Source organism: Corynebacterium ulceribovis DSM 45146 (assembly GCF_000372445.1).
Classification (GTDB): domain Bacteria; phylum Actinomycetota; class Actinomycetes; order Mycobacteriales; family Mycobacteriaceae; genus Corynebacterium; species Corynebacterium ulceribovis.
This window is the reverse complement of record NZ_AQUY01000002.1, coordinates 436,775-455,639: the sequence shown is the minus strand read 5'-3', so window position 1 is coordinate 455,639 and position 18,865 is coordinate 436,775. Positions and strand designations below refer to the sequence as shown.

Annotated in this window: 19 protein-coding genes; 7 read left to right on the top strand and 12 right to left on the bottom strand. The window is 60.3% G+C overall.

The window, feature by feature from the left end:
- Positions 1-45: 45 nt before the first annotated feature.
- A complete protein-coding gene (mraZ, locus tag A3EC_RS0107725; RefSeq protein WP_018024607.1) occupies positions 46-477 on the bottom strand; it encodes a division/cell wall cluster transcriptional repressor MraZ in 432 nt (143 codons plus the stop codon).
- Positions 478-966: 489 nt separating this feature from the next.
- On the opposite strand from mraZ, the gene A3EC_RS12495 reads away from it, so the two are divergent.
- Positions 967-1,503, top strand: a complete 537-nt coding sequence (locus A3EC_RS12495; protein ID WP_156812887.1) for a GyrI-like domain-containing protein — start codon at positions 967-969, stop codon at positions 1,501-1,503.
- 106 nt (positions 1,504-1,609) lie between these two features.
- Here the strand turns inward: A3EC_RS12495 and A3EC_RS0107715 are convergent, their stop codons facing one another.
- Positions 1,610-2,035: a DUF3040 domain-containing protein gene (locus A3EC_RS0107715; protein ID WP_026162311.1), complete on the bottom strand. Its 426-nt coding sequence runs from the start codon at positions 2,033-2,035 to the stop codon at positions 1,610-1,612.
- Between the two features lie 209 nt (positions 2,036-2,244).
- Positions 2,245-2,622: an SAV_6107 family HEPN domain-containing protein gene (locus tag A3EC_RS11785; protein ID WP_018024604.1), complete on the bottom strand. Its 378-nt coding sequence runs from the start codon at positions 2,620-2,622 to the stop codon at positions 2,245-2,247.
- Positions 2,623-2,762: 140 nt separating this feature from the next.
- On the opposite strand from A3EC_RS11785, the gene A3EC_RS0107705 reads away from it, so the two are divergent.
- Together A3EC_RS0107705 and A3EC_RS0107700 are read left to right on the top strand one after the other, a co-directional pair.
- Positions 2,763-3,380, top strand: coding sequence for a GNAT family N-acetyltransferase (locus A3EC_RS0107705; RefSeq protein ID WP_018024603.1), 618 nt, complete (start codon positions 2,763-2,765; stop codon positions 3,378-3,380).
- 4 nt (positions 3,381-3,384) lie between these two features.
- Positions 3,385-4,158 carry an LppM family (lipo)protein gene (locus tag A3EC_RS0107700; RefSeq protein ID WP_018024602.1) on the top strand — a complete coding sequence of 258 codons (774 nt, stop codon included), beginning with the start codon at positions 3,385-3,387 and terminating at the stop codon, positions 4,156-4,158.
- Between the two features lie 31 nt (positions 4,159-4,189).
- Here A3EC_RS0107700 and A3EC_RS0107695 read toward each other — a convergent pair whose 3' ends face one another.
- Complete coding sequence (locus A3EC_RS0107695) at positions 4,190-5,179, bottom strand: methylenetetrahydrofolate reductase (protein ID WP_051061049.1); 990 nt, start codon at positions 5,177-5,179, stop codon at positions 4,190-4,192.
- Between the two features lie 79 nt (positions 5,180-5,258).
- Between A3EC_RS0107695 and A3EC_RS0107690 the strand changes: the two genes are divergently transcribed.
- Genes A3EC_RS0107690 through A3EC_RS0107680 form a run of 3 tightly spaced genes read left to right on the top strand, consistent with a single transcriptional unit; the run spans position 5,259 to position 9,530 of the window.
- The gene (locus A3EC_RS0107690; RefSeq protein WP_018024600.1) at positions 5,259-6,323 is read left to right on the top strand and encodes a polyprenyl synthetase family protein; all 1,065 of its coding nucleotides are present in this window, start codon (positions 5,259-5,261) and stop codon (positions 6,321-6,323) included.
- Between the two features lie 16 nt (positions 6,324-6,339).
- Positions 6,340-7,992, top strand: coding sequence for a phytoene desaturase family protein (gene crtI, locus A3EC_RS0107685; protein ID WP_018024599.1), 1,653 nt, complete (start codon positions 6,340-6,342; stop codon positions 7,990-7,992).
- A gap of 20 nt (positions 7,993-8,012) precedes the next feature.
- A complete protein-coding gene (locus A3EC_RS0107680) occupies positions 8,013-9,530 on the top strand; it encodes an alpha-(1->6)-mannopyranosyltransferase A (RefSeq protein WP_018024598.1) in 1,518 nt (505 codons plus the stop codon).
- On the opposite strand, the gene A3EC_RS0107675 is transcribed toward A3EC_RS0107680, so the two are convergent.
- Positions 9,433-9,801 carry an Rv2175c family DNA-binding protein gene (locus A3EC_RS0107675; protein WP_156812886.1) on the bottom strand — a complete coding sequence of 123 codons (369 nt, stop codon included), beginning with the start codon at positions 9,799-9,801 and terminating at the stop codon, positions 9,433-9,435. The two genes, A3EC_RS0107680 and A3EC_RS0107675, sit on opposite strands and share 98 nt — an antisense overlap.
- Positions 9,802-9,898: 97 nt before the next feature.
- On the opposite strand from A3EC_RS0107675, the gene pknB reads away from it, so the two are divergent.
- Entirely contained in the window at positions 9,899-12,094 is a 2,196-nt protein-coding gene (pknB, locus tag A3EC_RS0107670) for a Stk1 family PASTA domain-containing Ser/Thr kinase (protein ID WP_018024597.1), read from the top strand.
- A 16-nt stretch (positions 12,095-12,110) separates the two neighbouring features.
- Here the strand turns inward: pknB and A3EC_RS0107665 are convergent, their stop codons facing one another.
- The 7 genes from A3EC_RS0107665 to A3EC_RS0107635 all read right to left on the bottom strand — a co-directional run bounded on the left by A3EC_RS0107665 (position 12,111) and on the right by A3EC_RS0107635 (position 18,865).
- On the bottom strand, positions 12,111-13,499 hold the full coding sequence (locus A3EC_RS0107665; protein WP_026162307.1) for a class II 3-deoxy-7-phosphoheptulonate synthase: 1,389 nt from the start codon (positions 13,497-13,499) through the stop codon (positions 12,111-12,113).
- A 26-nt stretch (positions 13,500-13,525) separates the two neighbouring features.
- A complete protein-coding gene (locus tag A3EC_RS0107660; RefSeq protein WP_018024595.1) occupies positions 13,526-14,035 on the bottom strand; it encodes a polyadenylate-specific 3'-exoribonuclease AS in 510 nt (169 codons plus the stop codon).
- Positions 14,036-14,062: 27 nt separating this feature from the next.
- Positions 14,063-14,806, bottom strand: coding sequence for a lysophospholipid acyltransferase family protein (locus A3EC_RS0107655; protein ID WP_018024594.1), 744 nt, complete (start codon positions 14,804-14,806; stop codon positions 14,063-14,065).
- Positions 14,803-15,714 (bottom strand): ROK family protein, encoded by a 912-nt coding sequence (locus tag A3EC_RS0107650; RefSeq protein ID WP_018024593.1) that lies wholly within the window; start codon positions 15,712-15,714, stop codon positions 14,803-14,805. Before A3EC_RS0107650 ends, A3EC_RS0107655 begins: the two co-directional genes overlap by 4 nt.
- Positions 15,707-16,852: a glycosyltransferase family 4 protein gene (locus A3EC_RS0107645; protein ID WP_018024592.1), complete on the bottom strand. Its 1,146-nt coding sequence runs from the start codon at positions 16,850-16,852 to the stop codon at positions 15,707-15,709. The genes A3EC_RS0107650 and A3EC_RS0107645 overlap by 8 nt, the downstream gene beginning before the upstream one ends.
- Before the next feature lie 98 nt (positions 16,853-16,950).
- The gene (locus tag A3EC_RS0107640; protein WP_018024591.1) at positions 16,951-18,030 is read right to left on the bottom strand and encodes an NlpC/P60 family protein; all 1,080 of its coding nucleotides are present in this window, start codon (positions 18,028-18,030) and stop codon (positions 16,951-16,953) included.
- Between the two features lie 229 nt (positions 18,031-18,259).
- Complete coding sequence (locus A3EC_RS0107635) at positions 18,260-18,865, bottom strand: C40 family peptidase (protein WP_018024590.1); 606 nt, start codon at positions 18,863-18,865, stop codon at positions 18,260-18,262.

The following is an 18,865-nucleotide window of genomic DNA, read 5'->3' as shown; positions in this document are numbered from 1 at the left end:
ACACCAGCTCGCCGGGCGGGGGCCTGCAGGCACCGCTCCAGTCGGTCAGAACACACCGTCGAGCGAATCATGTTCGCCCAAGGAGTAGGCCTCCTCGTGTTCTGCCTGGTAGTTGGCCCAGGATTCTTCATCCCAGATTTCAAGGAAATCCACCGAACCAATAACCACGCAAGCCTTAGTGAGGTTCGCGTAGCGGCGGTGATCCTGCGACAGCGTGATTCGCCCGGAACCGTCTGGCATCTGCTCATCAGTGCTAGCGGCCAAACTACGAACGAAGGCACGTGCCTGCGGGTCAGTTCGGGATGCTGAAGCTGCTCGACGAGCAAGTTTGGTGAATTCTTCCTTGGGATAGACCGCCAATGAGTGGTCTTGGCCCTTGGTAATCATCAAACCGCCGGCAAGGTCCGCACGGAACTTTGCTGGCAACGTCAGGCGCCCCTTGTCATCCATCTTTGGGTGGTAGGTGCCGAGGAACATTCGCCCAGACCCCTTCCATTTCCCGTGACTGGAACCGCGTTACGCATGTGGTTGTTGGTATTCAGTTGTCATTTCCTTGCGTCAACGCCCTACCTGAAGCGCCAACATGCCCCACACTACCCCACTTTCGCCCACAATCAAGCTCAGAACGGTCAAGAATCCTGAGAAAATCGAGTGTTTCCGCAGTATGCAGAGGTGGGAGGCGGTGGGCCGCCCTCCCCACAATTTTCCGCACCCCACCCCGATTCGACGTGAACACAGTGATTGTTGTGACTAAATGAAACTATTGAGCAGGTGAAAAGCGGCCCATTGCAGTGGATTTCACCAGTCATGCGCAGCCCAAGTTGGACGGTGGGGCGAAGTGGGTGGTTGGGGTGGGGCGAAGTGGGCGACCTTGGCAGGCGCACAGAAGCGGGGCGGCACAGTGTGGGCTACACAATCGCTGAAGTTGACAAGTGGCGCGGCGGAAATCGCACTATCCTCGGTGTTATGACGCAGCCATACTTTCTCTCCGAGCCCATCTCCAAAGTCGAGATTATTGACGCCCCACTTGTCCCCCTAGCCGCTATTGCCTACACCGAGTACGCCATGAAGGACTTGGGCCAGATTATGGACCCTGCGTTCAGCGCCTTGGGCGCAGCAATTGAGCGCGGCGAGATCTCACCGGTTGGACCTGCAGTCGCCAAATACAACAACATCAGCGATGACCCGACTGCACCGGTCGATGTTGAAGTTGGTTTCCCGGTCGCTGGCCCCATTCCAGCAGGACTGATCTCAGAGGGGCTCAGCATCGATTCGACTGAGCTGCCGATGGGCAAGTTGGCGCGTGTGTCGTACTTCGGCCCATATGAAGGCCTGGCCAGCGCATGGCAGCAGATGGTGTCGGACTTTATGGCCCAGGGGTGGACGCCATTGATGCCATCGTGGGAGTTCTATTACACAATGCCAACGCCAGACACGGATCCGGCCACTCTTCGGACGGATTTGTACTGCATGGTGGATAATTCACTGCCGCCAGCGGCTTAGGCATTCCCTATTTCTCCCCACTTTGGGCATAAGAAAGCCGACCGGCTGCGCAGCATAATGACGCAGCCGGTCGGCTTTTAGGTGCTAGGGCTTTTACATCTGCTTTTTACATCGAGCCTGGGTCTTCGAAGCGACGGCGGAAGCTGTCTTCCATCCGGTCACCGAAGCCGTTGTTGCCAGATTTTTTGCCTGGTGCAGCCGGGCCGCGACGTGGGACATCCGTGATGCTTACGACGTTCGGCTTCTTCTTTTCAGAGCTGAACATCATGACACCCGCTGCCACAATGGCCACGAAGCCAAGGACAGTCAGGGCGACAAACCAGACGCTAATTTGGCTTGCCATCATTCCGCCAAGCAGCAGCAAAATGCCGATCAGCAAAATAGCGACGCCACGCGCATTAAGCGCAAACGAACCAGGCTCGCCTGTACTACCGAAGTTCTTCCGGACAGAGGACCCAAAGTTCGGGTCGTCCGCGTACAGCGCGCTCTCGATCTCGTCGAGCGTTCGCTGCTCGTGTTCTGAAAGCGCCATCATTCCTCCGCTTTTTCGTGACAATCAGCAGCTGCCTGCTCACCGTCGGAAACAAAGTCCTCTTACCCTGTCCAACGAACGGGGGCCCGATATTGTTCCCCCAAACAGCAGGCTTCTGCGTTAGTAATTGTCATTGTAGCCAGCAAAGCTAGACAACGGAAAGCATTATGCCACCACCCCAGAAAGTGGTAGCTAATCCGTTACCAAAACTAGGCGGCCAGCGGCACATGTCCCAGCGTCTGGTGTACATCAGTCATAAAGCTGCGCGCCAGCAGCCGGAGCTGTTCAGGCACCGCCGGATCCACATCACGCTCCAGCCCCATGAGCAATCGGCTGCGAAGCCGCGAATACGCCTCAAATTTGGCAGCCCAGTCGGCAAGCTCTGGGATCCGGTGTCGCAACTGGGCCCACGCTCCGGTGGGTCCACCACGCTTGCGCGGCAATGTCGCAAGTGCCGCGCCAGCAACCCGCAGTGCGGCCTGGTAGGCAAATTCCACTGCGTCGTCAGCCTCGCTGCAGTGTTCGGATGCAGTCAACAAGTGCTGGGCATCTTCAAGAAAGGTTTCTGGATTAGCTGGAAAAGTCATGGCATCATTCCTTTGTTCGATACCCGAACGATAGCGCCGAGCTCAGACAGCACCCTCACCAGACATAGAACACATGTTCTATCGGCTTTTTGGGGGCAATCCCAACGTCAACAAGCAAAAAAGGGAATAATCGAAGCGTGATGATTAGCGTCCTGCAAACCCCAGCCTCCATCTTCCAGGCCCGCCTACGCCCAGCCGTGGAAATTTACGTTGACGCCATGGGCTACGCACGGACGCTCATCGACGCTCGCACCCATGCCTGGGCACGCCACATGCGCAACCCCAACTGGTGCGGAGCCATGGCCATCGCCCACCCCGACGACGTCGACCCCACGGAAGCACTCGCAGACCTCACCAATCCCCTAGTCGGCGTTGCCTATTGCTACACCGGCCAATCCAATCAATGGTGGAGCCAGCAAGTACGCGCCGGAATGGCTCAGCACGGATGGAAGGTGCAAGCCACCGCCGCAGTCCTGAGCAACTACTGCGAACTAACCGAAATCCACGTCAGCCCGAACTACCAAGGCCACGGCATCGGCCGCACACTCCTTCAAGAACTAATGCGGGACCGCCCCGACCAACGAGTACTGCTCTCCACCCCAGAAGTTCCGGCTGAAGCCAATCGCGCTTGGCAGCTCTACCGCAGCCTCGGATTCGTCGATATCCTCCGCGACTTCTACTTCCCCGGCGACGACCGCCCCTTCGCCATCCTTGGCGCCAAGCTTCCGCTGACCAGCACAGCCGACGTGGCACAGTAGACCCATGACCTTTCGCAACCGGAATTGGCTGCGCGCCACCGCCGCCACAGCGCTCATGACCGTCCTGCTGCCCCTGACCGGCTGCATGCGGCTGCACACCGAGCTCACCGCAGACCGCAATGACCGGGTTTCTGGCAACGTCATCGTGGCAACCCCGAAAAAGGCGCACCCGAAAATCGTCGACTGGCAAATCCCAAGCACCCTCGACGACAAAATCACCGCCAGTGACTACGACCAAGACGGCTACATCGGCAAAAAGTTCACGCTAGACGACCTCAGCTTCGAAGAGTTCAATAGCCTCATCGACTCCATCAGCGACGAAGCCGGCACGAATATCCACTTCGAGCGCACCTCAGCCAACACGATGGAACTCAACGGCATGTTCGACTTCACCAAGGTCAAAGCCGACAAAGCCGACCTAGCCCTCAACGTCGAATTCCCCGGCCCGCTGAGCGCCACCAACGGGCAGCAAGGCTCCGACACCGCCGCACAATGGGCAGGTCAGCCCGGCAAAGTCTTAGACGTTACCGCCGAAGCCGCCTCCACCCCAGACTCCCGCACCAAAATGCAACAGTGGACGTTCATCACCATGCTCGTGGGCTTATTGACGGCAGCGGGCGTCGCCGTGTGGACCGTACGGAACTCCCGCATGACCCACACAAAACTCGTTGGCCGTCCAGCAACTGCAACGCAGGACCCAGCCGAACCACTGGCCCTGCCACCGGGCGAAAGCACCGAGGAGCCGAAGAAGCCAACCGTCGACGACTGGGCACTGTAAGCGAGTAAGCGCTGAAACGGCGGTCGCCGCGCTAGAAGCCGCCGCGGACCATATCGTGCCCGGCGCCACCCCAGGCCGGTGCCATGCCCACGTTGTGTAGCACTTCCTGCGTCGCCCGCGGATGGTTCATGGTCATGAAGTGCAGGTCTGGCACCCCCTCCGAGATGAGGCGTTCGACAATCTCAGTGGACACTTCAATGCCCACTTCCCGAATTGCTTCCCGGTTGGCCACTTCATCGCCGGCAGCGGCGGACACCAACCGCTTCTCTAGGTGCTTCGGCAGTTCCGCGCCGGATAGTTCCATCTGGCGACGAACCGACCGCAGCGACGTAATCGGCATAATGCCCGGAATAATCGGCTTGGCGCCCTGTTCAGCGTCGGCAGCCACCAGTCGGTCCCGCAGCCGCAGGTAGTGGTCAACATCAAAGAACATTTGGGTGACGGAGTACTCCGCGCCGCAGCGCAGTTTATGCAGCGTCCACTTCGTGTCGGCTTCTAAGTCAGCGGCTCGGTAGTGCCCTTCTGGGAAGCTGGCGATACCCACCTCAAAGTCTTGGCATTCCGGCATCGACTTAATCAGTTCGATCAGTTCCGAGGCGTAGGTCAGGCCGCCCGGGGTGGTCGTCCACTCGCCCATTGGGTCTCCCGGTGGGTCACCGCGCAGTACCAACAAGTTGGTCAGGCCGCGGCGGGCATGGTTGCGGAGTGCTTCTTGTAGTTCTTCTACGGTGTGGTCGACCAGGGTCAGGTGCAACAGCGTGGTGAGCGGTTGGTCTTTCATCCGCACCGCAGCATCCATGGTCAGGTCTTGGGTCGATCCGCCGGCGCCGTAGGTTACAGCGACGAATGCGGCGCCCAAGTCGTGCATACCGATGGCCATTTCATGGAGCCGGTTAGCTGCGGCCTCATCGCGAGGGGGCATGAATTCCACTGAGAAAGGCACTTTTCCAGGCGACGGCAAGGACAGAACATCACAAATGCCGCGCTGTTTCGGTGCTACCGGGGTCGAGTCGCTGTTCATGGATAGGTATCTTAGTGGGGTGAGCTCGTTTAACAGTTCGCCCCCGTCTACGAATGGAGCTTCATCAACCGTGATATCAATGCGCACTGCTGTTGACACCGCTTTATCTGAGTTTTTCGATTCGCGTGCCAACCATGTCGAAAGCATCGATCCGAAGTTCACGGAGGCGGTCGGTGCGCTCCGCGATTTCACAATGACCGGTGGCAAACGCCTGCGTCCGATGTTCGCGTGGCTCGGTTACCTCGGTGCAGTCGATTCGGATACGTCCACCGAGTCGGAGTCGGCGGTCGTGGCTGCGTTTTCTGCGCTCGAGCTGATCCAGTCCTGTGCGCTGATCCACGATGACATTATTGACGCGTCGGAAACTCGTCGCGGTTTCCCCACGGTTCACCGGCGCTTTGCTGCCGCCCACGCTGAGCACGGTTGGGCAGGCAGTTCCGACGAGTACGGTGAATCGGTGGCCATCCTGGTGGGCGATATCGCGTTGGCGTGGGCTGATGACATGCTGATGACCGCTGGGTTGTCCCCCGACGCTTTCGGCCGCGCGATCGGCCCGTGGTCGGCGATGCGCACTGAGGTGCTGGGCGGTCAGCTGCTGGACATTGCGTTGGAGGCCGCCGCATCGGAGAAGACGACGGACACTGAGCGGGTATATCGTTTCAAAACTGCCGCCTATACCGTCGAACGCCCGCTGCATTTGGGCGCCGCGGTGGCTGATGCCTCGGAGGATATTGTCCGCGCGTACCGCACTTTTGGCCACGATGTGGGGATCGCTTTCCAGCTTCGTGACGACCACCTCGACATCTTCGGCGATCCCGCCGCGACGGGTAAAGGTTCCGGGGACGATCTGCGGGAAGGTAAGCGCACCGTTCTTTTTGGTACAGCATTGAAGCTTTGTGACGAGCACGACCCGGCGGCCGCCGCGAAGCTTCGCGCCGGCATTGGGACCGTTCGCGCACAGGCGGACGTTGACGAGCTCCGCGAGATTATCCACCACTCTGGTGCAGCCGATATTGTGGAGCGGCGCATCACAGAGCTCACCGAATCCGGTGTTGCAGCTCTAGCATCTGCCCCGATTAACCCTGATATCCGCGCCCAGCTGGCTGACCTTGCCGAGCAGGCTACGGGACACCGCACCAAATAAGTCGGAGAACCCACTTATGTCACTACGTCGTCAAGTTCCCTACCCGACCGGCACGGTCGTTGTCATCGGCGCAGGCCTATCCGGTCTGACTGCCGCTGTCCGACTGCTCGCTACCGGCCACCACGTCACCGTCGTGGACCGAGGCAGCCAGGTCGGCGGCCGCTGCCAAACGGAACTGCTCGCCACCACCTGCCGGACCGCTGGTGGTTCGGACACTGGCATGCCGCACATTAAGGCACGCTTCGACACCGGCGCCACGGTGCTGACGTTGCCGACCCTGCTGGAATCCACTTTGGCTTCCGCGGGCCTGCGGATTGACGATGTCGACCCAGATTTTGAGCTCCGCCGCATCTCCCCGACTTACTACGCCGAATTCGCGGGCGGCCACCACAGCGGTGACCACATTGACGTCATGGCAGACCCGCACCGGATGGCCGAGGAAATCGCTCGGTTTACCACCAGCCGCAATGGCGACGGTCCGGCGGCTGCCCGGCGCTACCTCGCCCTACGCAAGTGGCTCAAGCAGATGTACTCCACAGCATTCCCGTTCATGAATTCCGACTTCGACAAGCTGTCGGATATGTGGCAAACCACTGCCCTGAAGTCGGGAATGGGCGAGCTGCTGCAGCTCGGCGGGCTGAGCTCCTTGGAACGGCAAATTGGTCGGTTCATTAAAGACCCCGATCTTGCCCGAGTCTTTAGTTTTCAATCCCTGTACGCCGGGGTCTCCCCGCATGATGCCCGTGCGGTGTACGCGATGATTGCGCATATGGATACCTCGATGGGTGTCTATTACCCGACGGTGTCAGCCACCGGCCCTGGTATGGGAGCCATTCCCGGATTGCTGGCTGCTGCCGTCAAAAAGCTCGGTGGCGAAGTACTTTTGGAACATACCGTGACGGGCCTGGATACCGTCGGCAATCGGGTCGCGGCGGTGCACACTGACCAGGGCAGCCTCCCGTGTGACGCGGTGGTCAGTACCGTTGACCTACCGCTCGTGGACCGGTGGTTGGATGCCGGTGGGTTCACGCCGCCGCATCGCCGGGCTGGCTACCGCTGGTCGCCGTCGGCTGTGGTTGTTCATGGCACGCTGCCGACCGCAGTGACAAGCACGTGGGCGAAGCCGCTGCGACACCACACAATTTCCTTTGGGGCCAAGTGGTCAGAAACTTTCCAGGAAATCGCTGCCCCGAAAAACGCGCAGCTGATGTCCGACCCATCACTGCTGGTGACACGGCCAGCGGCCACCAACCCGGAGTTCATTGTCACCGGCCCAGACGGCGAAACCCACGAGCCGATCTCCTTCCTAGCGCCATGCCCGAATCTGGAATCGGCAGCGCTACATTGGTCCACCCTGACCGGACCATACGTCGCAGATCTTGCGAAAGTTCTGGAAATCCGCGGTTTTTCCGACATGTCCGAGCTGTCTATCGCCCGGATTGATACCCCAGCTACTTGGGCGCAAGCTGGCATGGGGGCCGGGTCTCCATTCGCGTTGGCGCATACAGTTACGCAAACCGGACCATTTAGGCCACGCAATATGCATCCGAAGCGGCCAGAGAACCTGGTGCTAGCCGGAGCGACCACCACCCCAGGCATTGGGGTACCGACGGTGATGATGTCCGGTGCGCATGCTGCCGCCCGGTTTGAGCCGCTGCCGAAAGACTAAGGACCCAAAGGACTGATGTTGTGAACACCTTGTCGTCACCTGCCCGACTCGGCCTCATCGCTGGGCTGTTGTTGGCAGTGGGGTCCTACGGCGCCGGCGCTACCCGCGCCCGCGGCGGTGTGCTCGAAGGCCTCGGTTTGTCCTTCCTCAGCTACGGCCACGGCTCTGCGCTGAGCCAAATGTTCGTCCTCGTCGGCATTGTGTTGATGGTGTACGCATGGGCACGGCTCGGCCGGGAACTGACCCTGGACAATGTTCGGCGCTGCCTGTGGCACTGGGCTGTGCCGCTAGTGTTCGCCGCGCCGCTGTTTAGCCGCGACGTGTACTCCTACCTCATGCAAGGCGCCATGGTTCGGGAAGGTTTCGACCCGTACACCGAAGGTGCCTCCGTGCTGCCGGGACCATACCTGTTTGAAGTGTCTATGGACTGGCGCAACACAACCACTCCGTACGGGCCGCTGCATCTGTGGCTTGGCGATGGCATTACGTCGCTGGTGGGCAATAATGTCACCCTCGGTGTGATGGTGTACAGCATTGTTGCGGCGGTCGGATACGCCGGTATTGCTTGGGCTACCCCACGGATCGCAACCGCGGTCGGTGGCAATCCGGCGATGGCACTGTGGCTTGGGGTGCTGAACCCGGTGGTGTTGCTGCACCTTGTCGGCGGTCTGCACAATGAGGCCATCATGGTCGCCTTGGTGAACTTTGGGGTGCTCGCGGCGCTGCGGATGCCAGTGTTGCGCGGTGCCGTTGTCGGCGCTTTCCTAGTTGGTCTTGCGGTGTCGATGAAAGCCACCGGCATTATTGCGCTGCCGTTCCTTGTGTGGATTGCACTGACCCGTCGCCACGAGGTGCGCTGGACTTGGCCAGGTTTTGCGCGCCGACTGCCGGAGCTAGTTGGCTACGGGCTGCTGCACCTTGCGGTGTGCATTGCGGCGCTGGCCGCCGTGACGGAACTTTCTGGGACCAGCTGGGGCTGGCTGTCGGAAATCTCCGGCAACACCAAGGTGATTAACCCGCTGGCGTTCCCATCGGCAGTTGCTTCTACTATCAGTGCCATTGCGGGCATGTTCACCGATGCGGTGTCCTTCAATGTGCTGGTGGACTTCCTGCGGCCAATCTCCATGGGGCTCATGATGGTGGGCCTAGTGGTGACGTGGCTGCTATTCCAGCGCACCACCCGCCACAATGTTGCCGGTATTTCCGCTGCCTACGGGGTCACCACCGTATTTAATGCGGTGACATTGCCGTGGTACTACATTTCGCCGCTGACGCTTATCGGCGCGGTCAAGCCACCCAAGTGGGTCATCTGGTGTGTCTTCGCCTTCTCAGCGTTCCTGACGCTGAGTTTTACCGGCGACGGCAACAACCGGCTATACAACATCCCATGGACGCTCGGTGCGCTGGCATTGACCTACTGGATGACCCGGGTTGCTGGTCTTACAGCGCCATGGCTTGAGCGCGGCGCATCACCTCGCGGGCAAGATGCCCATGCAGCGCGTCCACTGGCCGACCAGGAAGCGACTCATCCGGCGTAAACAGGTACTGGAGGATTTCCCAGTCCTGGAAACCCCCGTCCGACAGCAGCGCAATCACGCCAGGCACGAACCGGTTGATGGTGCCATCGTCATTAAGCAACCGGGCGGGAACTTTACGCACGCCATCGACTCGTACCTCCAGCAACTGCTGTTCGCGTAGCAGTGCATGGACTCGGGTGACCAGGACGCCTAGGCGGTCGGCGACTTCCGGAATGGTCAGCAGCGGCTCGTCGGCGGACAGGATTTCTTCTGGTGCAGGTACATTACTCACACTCACAATGTAGCGCGCCTTCCTCGACCCAGTTGGCATCGCTTTGCCGTTTCGGGTCATACTTGACGGCGTTAGTTTCATTTTCCAGGAGGCCACCATGTCCACGTTGCGCCCCGGCGACATGCTCAATGGCCGCTACCGCATCGGCCCGGTTATTGCCCGCGGCGGCATGTCTACTGTGTACCGCGCCACCGATACCCGCCTGGGTCGGGATGTTGCTGCGAAGGTCATGGACCCGAAGTACAACAATGACCAGGGATTCCGTGCCCGCCTGGAACGCGAAGCGCATGCCGCCGCCCGGTTGCACGGCCCGAATATTGTCAACGTCTACGACCAGGATGACGACGGTGAGCACGTTTTCCTGATTATGGAACTGGTCGACGGCGGCACCTTGCGGGAGCTGCTCACTGAGCGCGGCCCGATGCCGCCGCATGCTGCGTTTGCGGTGATGGAACCGGTGCTGTCGGCGCTGGCCACTGCCCACCGCGCCGGGTTGGTGCACCGCGATATTAAGCCGGAGAACATTCTGATTAACTCCCGCGGCGAGGTGAAGCTCACGGACTTTGGTCTGGTGCGCGCCCGCGCCGAATCCGGCCTAACCCAAGACTCCGTCATTTTGGGCACCGCCGCATATTTGGCACCCGAGCAGGTCGATGGTGGCGCAATTTCCTCCGCCACCGACGTGTATTCCGCCGGCATTGTCCTCTTCGAGCTGCTCACCGACTCCACCCCATTTTCCGGCGACACGTCTCTCGCCATCGCCCTGCAGCGGCTACAGCAGGATGTACCGTCACCGTCGTCAGTGATGCCCGGTGTCCCTTCGCTTGTTGACGCATTGGTCGGCCGAGCAACCGTGAAGGATCCGCAGGAACGATTCGCCGACGCGGAAGAATTCGCCGAAGCACTCCGTGATGTGGCAACGGACCTACAGTTGCCGCATTTCCGGGTGCCAACCCCACGGGACACTGCGGCAGGACGGGCGGAAGAAGCGGCCGGTGATGCAGCTGGGGCAGGCGATGCAGCTGGGGCGACGACAAAGCTCGTCCGCGATGACTTCGCGGAATGGGCAGAGCCAGCGACTGGCGCGTTTGAAACCCAAATCGCGCCAGCGGTACCACCCGGTCCGGCCGCGCCTATCCCCTACGCCGATCATGGCAATGAGCCCAAGGTGCCTGGCTACGACACGGAACTGGCGCCGGCCCCAGCTCGCCCGGCTCGGTCCCGTACTCAAATCGGCTGCGCGATGTGGCTGGTCATCGCTCTGATTCTGGCGATGCTGGTTAGCACGGGCGCATGGTGGGTCGGTTCGGGTCGCTACGGCGAAGTCCCCCAGGTCTATGGCCTGAGCAGTGAACAAGCGATCCAGCGCGTAGAAACCGCTGGGTTTGTTGGTTCCGAAAAGCATGTCTGGCATGACACGGTGGCGCAACACCAGGTAGCGGGGACTGATCCCCCTTTTGGTGACCGGGCACCGCGCGGGTCGGAAGTGTCGGTGCTCGTGTCCAAAGGAAAACCTACTGTTCCGACCATCCCAGACGGCGCCGACCACGAGCGCTACCGTATCCTGCTGGCTGACCGGAGCCTAGAACTCGGCTCCGGGGAGCCGGTGTACTCCGATACCGTTCCCGAAGGGGAAATTGCGCAGGCGGTTCCGCCACCGGGCTCCGAAGTGAAGGTCGGGTCGGTGGTTACTGTGCATGCGTCCAAGGGACCTGCCCCAACAAAAGTGCCTGATGTGGCTGGGGCGACACCAGAAGCAGCTCGGGACATCATTAAAAAAGCCGGACTTACCCCTGGCAAAACGTCAAAAAGCTTTGATAAAGACGTCGCTGCCGGGCAGGTGATTCGAACGGAGCCGCCGGCGGGCACCGGCCTGGAAAACGACAGCCCAGTGGAGGTCATTGTGAATAACGCCATCGAAGTGCCGGATGTGGCCGGAATGTCTGAAGCTGACGCGCGGCGCACTCTGACGGAAGCCGGGCTGACGGTGACCGCGGTGACGGAAACCTCCGAAACCAAGCTGGTCGATGGCGCGGTGGTGGCGACCTCCCCGGAATCCGGTGAGTTGGTGGATCCGGATTCCCCGCGGGTGGACCTGGTGGTCACGAACCGGGTGAAGGTGCCGTGGCTAATCGGTAAGTCGGTGCCCGATGCCACTAAGGAACTCGAAGCGCTGGGGCTGAAGGTTGAGCTCAGCGCTGGTTCCGATGACGCTGGGATTGTGTTTTTCCAGTCGCCGCTGTCGGGGCGGACGGTCCGCAAGGGCGATACCGTCAGCCTGTCAACGTTCTAGCTACTTACGCAGCGTTCTACTTGCGCAGCATTTCTGCAACGAGGAACGCCAGCTCCAACGACTGCGAGGTGTTCAGACGAGGGTCGCATGCCGACGCGTAGCGGCCCGGCAGGTCCACATCCATAATGTCCTGCGCGCCACCGAGGCATTCGGTGACATCCTCACCGGTGAGCTCAATGTGGATACCACCTGGGTGGGATCCCTGCTCACGGTGCACCTCAAAGAAGCCCTGCACTTCGTCGACAATGCGGTCAAAGTGGCGGGTCTTGTAGCCATTCGAGGAGTTGTGGGTGTTGCCGTGCATCGGGTCGCACTGCCAAATCACCTTGTGGCCGGTAGCCTCCACGGCTTCCACGATTGGTGGTAGCGCCTGGCGAATCTTGTCGTTACCCATGCGGGTGGTCAGCGTCAGTCGGCCCGGTTGGTTGAATGGGTCAAGCTTATTGACGTAAGCGACCGCCTCTTCTGGAGTGGTCGTCGGGCCAATCTTCACACCAATCGGGTTACCAATCATGGCCATGAAGTTGATGTGGAAATCTTCCAGGCCGCGGGTACGCTCGCCGACCCACAGGTAGTGGCCGGACAGGTTGTACATGGTGGTTTCGCCGAACTCATTGTCCGCTAGGCGCAGCATCGCGCGTTCGTAGTCCACCACGAGAGCTTCGTGGGAGGAGTAAATATTGGCGGTCTTCAGGCTGTGGTCATCCACACCACAAGCAGACATGAAGCGCAGACCAGTGTCGATTTCACGGCCGAGCGCTTCGTAGCGGGCGCCAGCAGGCGAGTTCTGCACGAACTCGCGGTTCCACTCATGCAGGCGGTGCAGGTCCGCAGTGCCGGAGGAGGTCAATGCCCGCACCAAGTTCATCGCGGCACCGGCGTTTGCGTAGGCGCGGACCATCCGGTTCGGGTCGTGGACGCGAGCAGCTTCGGTGGCTTCAACACCGTTGACAATGTCGCCGCGGTAGCTCAGCAGACCGTCGCCATCAATGTCCTTGGAGCGTGGCTTGGCGTACTGGCCGGCGATGCGGGCCATTTTCACCACTGGGGTGGATGCGCCGTAGGTCAGCACCAACGCCATCTGCAGCAGCGTTTTAATGTTGGCACGAATATGCGGCTCCGTATTGGATTCGAAGGTCTCCGCACAGTCACCGCCTTGCAGCAGGAAGGCGCGGCCGTTCGCCACGTCTGCCAGCTCGGACTGCAGGCGCTGAATCTCGGACGCCACCACAATCGGCGGCACGGATTCGAGGACTCGGCGTACCTTTGCGGCATGCTCTGGGTCCCAGCTCGGCTGTTGCAGCGCGGGGCGGGAAATTACGTCATCAAATTGCGCCTGCACGCCCTCGGGCATTGGTGGCAAATCTGGCAAATCATCTACGGGTACATCAATCGTCCAACTCACCCCTATGAGCATAGAGGGTTGGTCAACTAAAGGCCGTGGTTGCCCATAGATTGCAGCCGCGCTGATTCAATCGCCCGATACTTCGCCAAATTGTGTCGCGCATCTGCCAAGGCATCATGGGCGTTGCCCGGCGCGTTCGGCAGCGGTGGTTTACCCGCGGCAACCCAGTGCTGTTTCAGTTCGTGGGTCCACCGCGGCATGCACTTCGGCAGTTTCACCATGCTGCCCCACAGCTGGGCGAAAGCGACATGGTCGTAGGCGCCGACCCAAGCCCACAGTTCTGGTCGCTCTTGGCCAGTGGGCGCCAGAAAGTTTGTTAACTGTTCTCGGATGGTGCGGCGATCCATCCACAGGGGGGAGGAAATCGGTGGCAGTTGGTTCAGCACGTGGGTGCGCACCCAACTGCCAGCTCTCGACGCATCAAATTCAGTGGATACCGCATAGAATTCGCGGCCGTCTTCAGCTACGACACCAATGGAAATCAGGTCGATGGTGCTGCCATCTTCGATGAATTCGGTGTCGTAGAAGTATTTCACGGTCTTTACTCTAGCGTGCCTGGATTTTTAGATGCCCAGCGGGTTTCCGCTACCTGGCCGGTCGGTAGGTGGCAGTGGGACATCGTCGGCTTGTGCCTTCTTCACGTCGGCGGCGTACTGGTCGACGTAGTCTTGCCCGGACAGCTGCTGCAGTTCCAGCATGAGACGGTCAGTCAGTGCGCGGGCAGCTTTTCGGGTGTCGCCGATAGCTAGGTACGGGTCTACCTTGATTGGTTTGCCCACAATGATGCCGACTTTCGCTGGCCGCGGAATCCACGAGCCGATTGGATTAGCTTTGTCGGTGTTAACCATCGCCACTGGAATGAGGTCCGCGCCGGATGCCAGCGCGACCCGAGCAACGCCGGTCTTTCCGCGGTACAAGCGGCCATCTGGGCTGCGGGTGCCTTCTGGGTACATGCCTAGTAGGTCGCCGCGTTCCAATACTTTCAGCCCGGCACGCAGCGCATCTGCGGAAGCGTCCTTCGAGGTGCGGTCAATTGGCACTTGGCCGACAGAGGTGAAGAAAAACTTCTGCACTGCCCCAACGAACCCTGGCGTGGTGAAGTACTCCTGTTTCGCCAGGAAGGTGAGCTGGCGGTCGCAGACCAGTGGGAAGTAGAAACTGTCCATCACGGCGAGGTGGTTGGATGCCATGATGGCCGATCCGGTAGCCGGAATGTTCTCTGCACCGACGTACACGGGGCGATTCCACAGGCGAAGGAATGGCCCGATGAGGATGTGTTTGAAGAATTTGTACCAGCGGTTGTTCACAGGTCAAGACTACCTGCCGCCACTGCTGCCGCGCCGATCATCCCAGCATCCGGGCCTAGTGTCGCAGGAACAACATCTGGTAATCGTCGATAAGCAGCACCGGTGACATACTGCGGCCGTAAGGAAAGTGCCTGGTCAAGGTAAAGGTCGGCCTGGGCCCCTACCCCGCCGCCCAGCACAATGAGCTCCGGGTCGAAAATGTCCGACACCATCCCCAACGCCTGCGCACACCAGGTAGAAAAATGCTTGATGACGGTTACCGCCCGGCGTTCTTCCCTCCGAGCAGCGCGGAAGATTTCGGCACCATCCGCGTACTGATTGTCTCCGAATAACTCCACTTCGGTGGTGATGAGCGCCGTTCCGGAGCAGTAGCGCTCCAAGCAGCCGCGTTTGCCGCAGGGGCATGGACGACCACCCGGCACTACCGTGAGGTGGCCCAGTTCCGGGGCGGTACCGAATGCGCCGCGCTGAATACGGCCGTCGGCTATGTGGGCCACGCCGATGCCGGTGCCAATGGCCAGCAAAACCCAATCGTCAGCGCCGCGGGCAGCGCCGTAGAGGTGTTCTGCCCAGCCGGCAGAGTTCGCGTCATGCTCCATTTCGACTGGCAGGCCGAGCCGATGCTGAAGGTGATCGGCTAGCGCAATCGTGCGCCACGGCAGGTGCGGTGCGAAGCGGAGGATGTGCCGGTTTTCGTCGAGAAAACCCGCCACGGACAAGCCGACAGCCTTGATTTCGTGGTGATTGCGCAGGTCGGTGACAATGTCATCGATGCCAGCTTCTAGGCCACTCGGTGTGGTTGGCGTGGGAGTCGCGCGGCGGTCAATGATGCTGCCGTCGGCGCGGACGACCGCTGCGCGGAGATTGGTGCCGCCGATGTCGAACCCGATGGTCAGTGCGTCAGTCATTGTTTGGCCCTAGCTCGAGGCCCAGGACGCGGCGCAAGGCACTCGCCCGTGCCGACCATGTCCACTTCTCCAGTGCCCACTGCCGAGCAGCGTGACTCATGGCGTCTAGGCGCTCTGGGTCGGAAAGCAGCTCAATGAGTGTGGCGGCGACGGAATCCACATCAGCGCCATCGACGACACAACCGGTGACACCATCGCGCACGGTTTCCGGAGCTCCTCCGGCATTGCCGACAATCGCGGGAGTGCCGCACGCCTGCGCCTCTAGGTACACAATTCCTAGGCCTTCCACGTCTAGGCCCCAACCGTGCGTGCGAACCGGCATAGCAAACAGATCCGCGTCCGAAAGTAATTGTGGCAGCTGGCCGTCAGGCACGCGGCCAGCGAAGTCAATCTGCTCTGCTACCCCGCTTGCAGCGACCAACGACTGAAGCCGAGATTCATCGGGGCCCTGCCCCACAATGAGCAGGCGAGCGTCAGCAATGGCGGCGCACACCTGCGGCCACGCCTGAATCAGGATGTCTTGGCCTTTTCGGGCCACCAGCCGGGACACGCAAATGACAGTCGGCGGTTTCGAATCGGATGGTTCTGCTGTGATTGGCTGTGCAATTGGCTGCGGGGCGAATACATCCGTATCCACTGCGCCTGGCAGCGGCTCCAGCGCAACATGAGCGCCAAAGGCACTGGCGAACCGGTTGCGGGCATAGCGCGACACGTAGGTCACGGTGTCGCAATAGCGGCCAATGCGACCCAAAATCTGCCGCGCACCTGGCAGCATCGACCACCCCACTTCATGGCCGTGGGTCGACGCCACCAGCTTCAGATGCGGATGCTGCGCGCGCAACGGTTTCGCGAGCATAGCGAGCGGCGCCGCGGCACCGAACCAGACGGAGCTGATGCCATATTCGTCAATAAGCCCATTGATTTTGGCCAACACACCGGGGGTTGGCAGCAAGGTCTCGGTCGGCATCCGGACCACCGGGTACGGCAGGGTGCGGTCGTAGTCGAGGTCGCCGGGGAAGCTGGAGGCGAGGACCACGATGCGGTCTGGCGGCAGTAAGGCGCACAAGCCACGGAGATACGACTGGATGCCGCCGATTCGCGGTGGAAAGTCGTTGGTGACCAACAGGGTACGTCGCATGCTTTCATGGTAGCGACTGCGACGTCGCCAATCGGACAGCTAGTCGTGCGGTAGCACTTGAGTAGCGGCCGCAGTGCTTCGGTAGCGGATGTGTTGCTTTAGTAGCGAGAGGCGCCAGTAAATGGCATGGAATCCAGCGGCGCGACCTGCACCGGAATGCCGTAGTCAGAGGCGTGCAGCACCATGCCGTCACCGGCGTAAATACCGACGTGGCTCACTGGCGAGTAGAACCCAACCACGTCACCTGGCTGCAAATCTGCGCGGGAAACTGGAGTGCCGCCGGCTACCTGCGCAGCAGCAGTACGTGGAATCGTTTTGCCAGTCTGCTGGTAGGACCACATGACGAGGCCGGAGCAGTCGAATTCGTTCGGACCAATGGCGCCCCACGAGTAAGGCGAACCGATCTTCGTCATACCTGCAGCTAGGACGTTCGAGGCGTCAGCTTTAATGAGCTTCGGGTCGATGCTCCCCAACCGGTCGCGCCACTGGGCGAGTTCTGCTGGTTCCAGTTCGTCGATGCGCTTTTTGATGGTGTCGATGAGCTTGTCGAGGCTCTTGCGCTCATCCTTGAGTTTGTTCTCTTGGATGGTCAGCTTCGACAGCTCAAACTTAGCGGTTGCTTCGTGCGCAGCGGCCTGGGCGTGCAGTTCACCGGCTTTCGACGTGGTCTCGCTGACTGCCTTCAAATTTTGAGTGTTACCGCGGTTGATGGAGTTCAAGTAGGCGGTACGGTCGATTGCCTGTTGCGGATCGGTGGCGCCGAGCACAGCGGTCAGCGGGTCGGTCTGCACATTGTTCAGCGATGCGCGGTAAATCGGGGTGGCAGCTTCCCGCTTCCCGTCGGCAGCTTCGCGAGCTGTTTCAGCTGCCTTTTTCGTGTCCGCAGCGTTCTTCTGGGCGGACTTGAGCGTCTTCTTCTGTGCCTTAATGTCAACTTCTAGCTTGTTGACAGCCTCGGAATGTGCTTCAGCTTTCTTGGAGACCTTCTCCAAGGTGCTGATGAGCTCTTCAGTGGACATGTCATCAGTTAGTTTGATGTCGCTGATGGCGGTGTCAGCTGCGGGCTTGGCTGGGTCGTCCTGGGCCTGTGCTGGCAGTGGACTTGCGATGGCCGCAAGGACTGCAAATGCGGTGGTGGCCGCTGCAATACGGGTGCGGTGGAGAGAACGTGCGTTCACAGAAAAATACCTGCTTTTAGATAACGATACTGAAGCAGTTATATCAGATCGTAATCAAACGGAAAAGACTTTGAGACCATTTGTGTCGGGTGTGACACAAGTGAAATTTGTAGCGTTGCGAATTGTGTAGAAATTAGTTTTCACGCCGAAATTGCAGCCGCGCGTGCCCATCAAAACAACAAGACCCGCAGCAGGAAGCTGCGGGTCTCGTCGAGAAAGCTATGCGGACTTAGAAGAAGCGCACTGCGGTGGTGTATGGCATGTAGTCCATGGAAGTGACCTTCACAGGGGTGCCAGAGTTGATAGCGTGCACAACTTTGTTGTTGCCGATGTAGATAGCAACGTGGGAGTTACCGCCGTAGTAGGAGATAACGTCACCTGGCTGCAGGTTGCCACGGGACACTGGCTTACCAGCGGATGCCTGCGCACCGGAGGTGCGTGGGATGGAAATGCCAGCCTGCTGGTGTGCCCAAGTGGTCAGACCAGAGCAGTCGAAGGAGTTAGGACCAGCTGCACCCCACACGTATGGGGAGCCAATCTTGGACATAGCAGCGTCCACGATTGCCTGACCCTTGTTGGAAGGAGCCTGCTTAGCGGAGGAAGCTGGCTTGATGGTGGCCTGCTGGGTGACGTTGCCACCGGCAGCTTCTGGGTTGATGCCCAGGCTGCGTGCCTGGTCCATAATCTTGCCGTCCACGTGAACCTTGTGGCCACCAATGGTGATGGTGTCTGCAGCAGCGGTTGCTGGCATTGCGACGGTCAGTGCGGCAACTGCAGCGGTACCTGCAGCGAGCTTGGTGGCGGTGTTGGTCTTGCGAGCGGTGTGCTTACCCAC

Excerpts from the sequence above, each read along its gene's own strand:
- A3EC_RS0107700 (WP_018024602.1), top strand. The coding sequence starts at position 3,385 with ATGACCTTTCGCAACCGGAATTGGCTGCGCGCCACCGCCGCCACAGCG.
- A3EC_RS0107705 (WP_018024603.1), top strand. The coding sequence starts at position 2,763 with ATGATTAGCGTCCTGCAAACCCCAGCCTCCATCTTCCAGGCCCGCCTA.
- A3EC_RS0107690 (WP_018024600.1), top strand. The coding sequence starts at position 5,259 with ATGCGCACTGCTGTTGACACCGCTTTATCTGAGTTTTTCGATTCGCGT.
- A3EC_RS12495 (WP_156812887.1), top strand. The coding sequence starts at position 967 with ATGACGCAGCCATACTTTCTCTCCGAGCCCATCTCCAAAGTCGAGATT.
- mraZ (WP_018024607.1), bottom strand. The coding sequence starts at position 477 with ATGTTCCTCGGCACCTACCACCCAAAGATGGATGACAAGGGGCGCCTG.
- A3EC_RS0107715 (WP_026162311.1), bottom strand. The coding sequence starts at position 2,035 with ATGGCGCTTTCAGAACACGAGCAGCGAACGCTCGACGAGATCGAGAGC.
- A3EC_RS11785 (WP_018024604.1), bottom strand. The coding sequence starts at position 2,622 with ATGACTTTTCCAGCTAATCCAGAAACCTTTCTTGAAGATGCCCAGCAC.
- A3EC_RS0107695 (WP_051061049.1), bottom strand. The coding sequence starts at position 5,179 with ATGAACAGCGACTCGACCCCGGTAGCACCGAAACAGCGCGGCATTTGT.
- A3EC_RS0107650 (WP_018024593.1), bottom strand. The coding sequence starts at position 15,714 with ATGACTGACGCACTGACCATCGGGTTCGACATCGGCGGCACCAATCTC.
- A3EC_RS0107645 (WP_018024592.1), bottom strand. The coding sequence starts at position 16,852 with ATGCGACGTACCCTGTTGGTCACCAACGACTTTCCACCGCGAATCGGC.
- crtI (WP_018024599.1), top strand. The coding sequence starts at position 6,340 with ATGTCACTACGTCGTCAAGTTCCCTACCCGACCGGCACGGTCGTTGTC.
- pknB (WP_018024597.1), top strand. The coding sequence starts at position 9,899 with ATGTCCACGTTGCGCCCCGGCGACATGCTCAATGGCCGCTACCGCATC.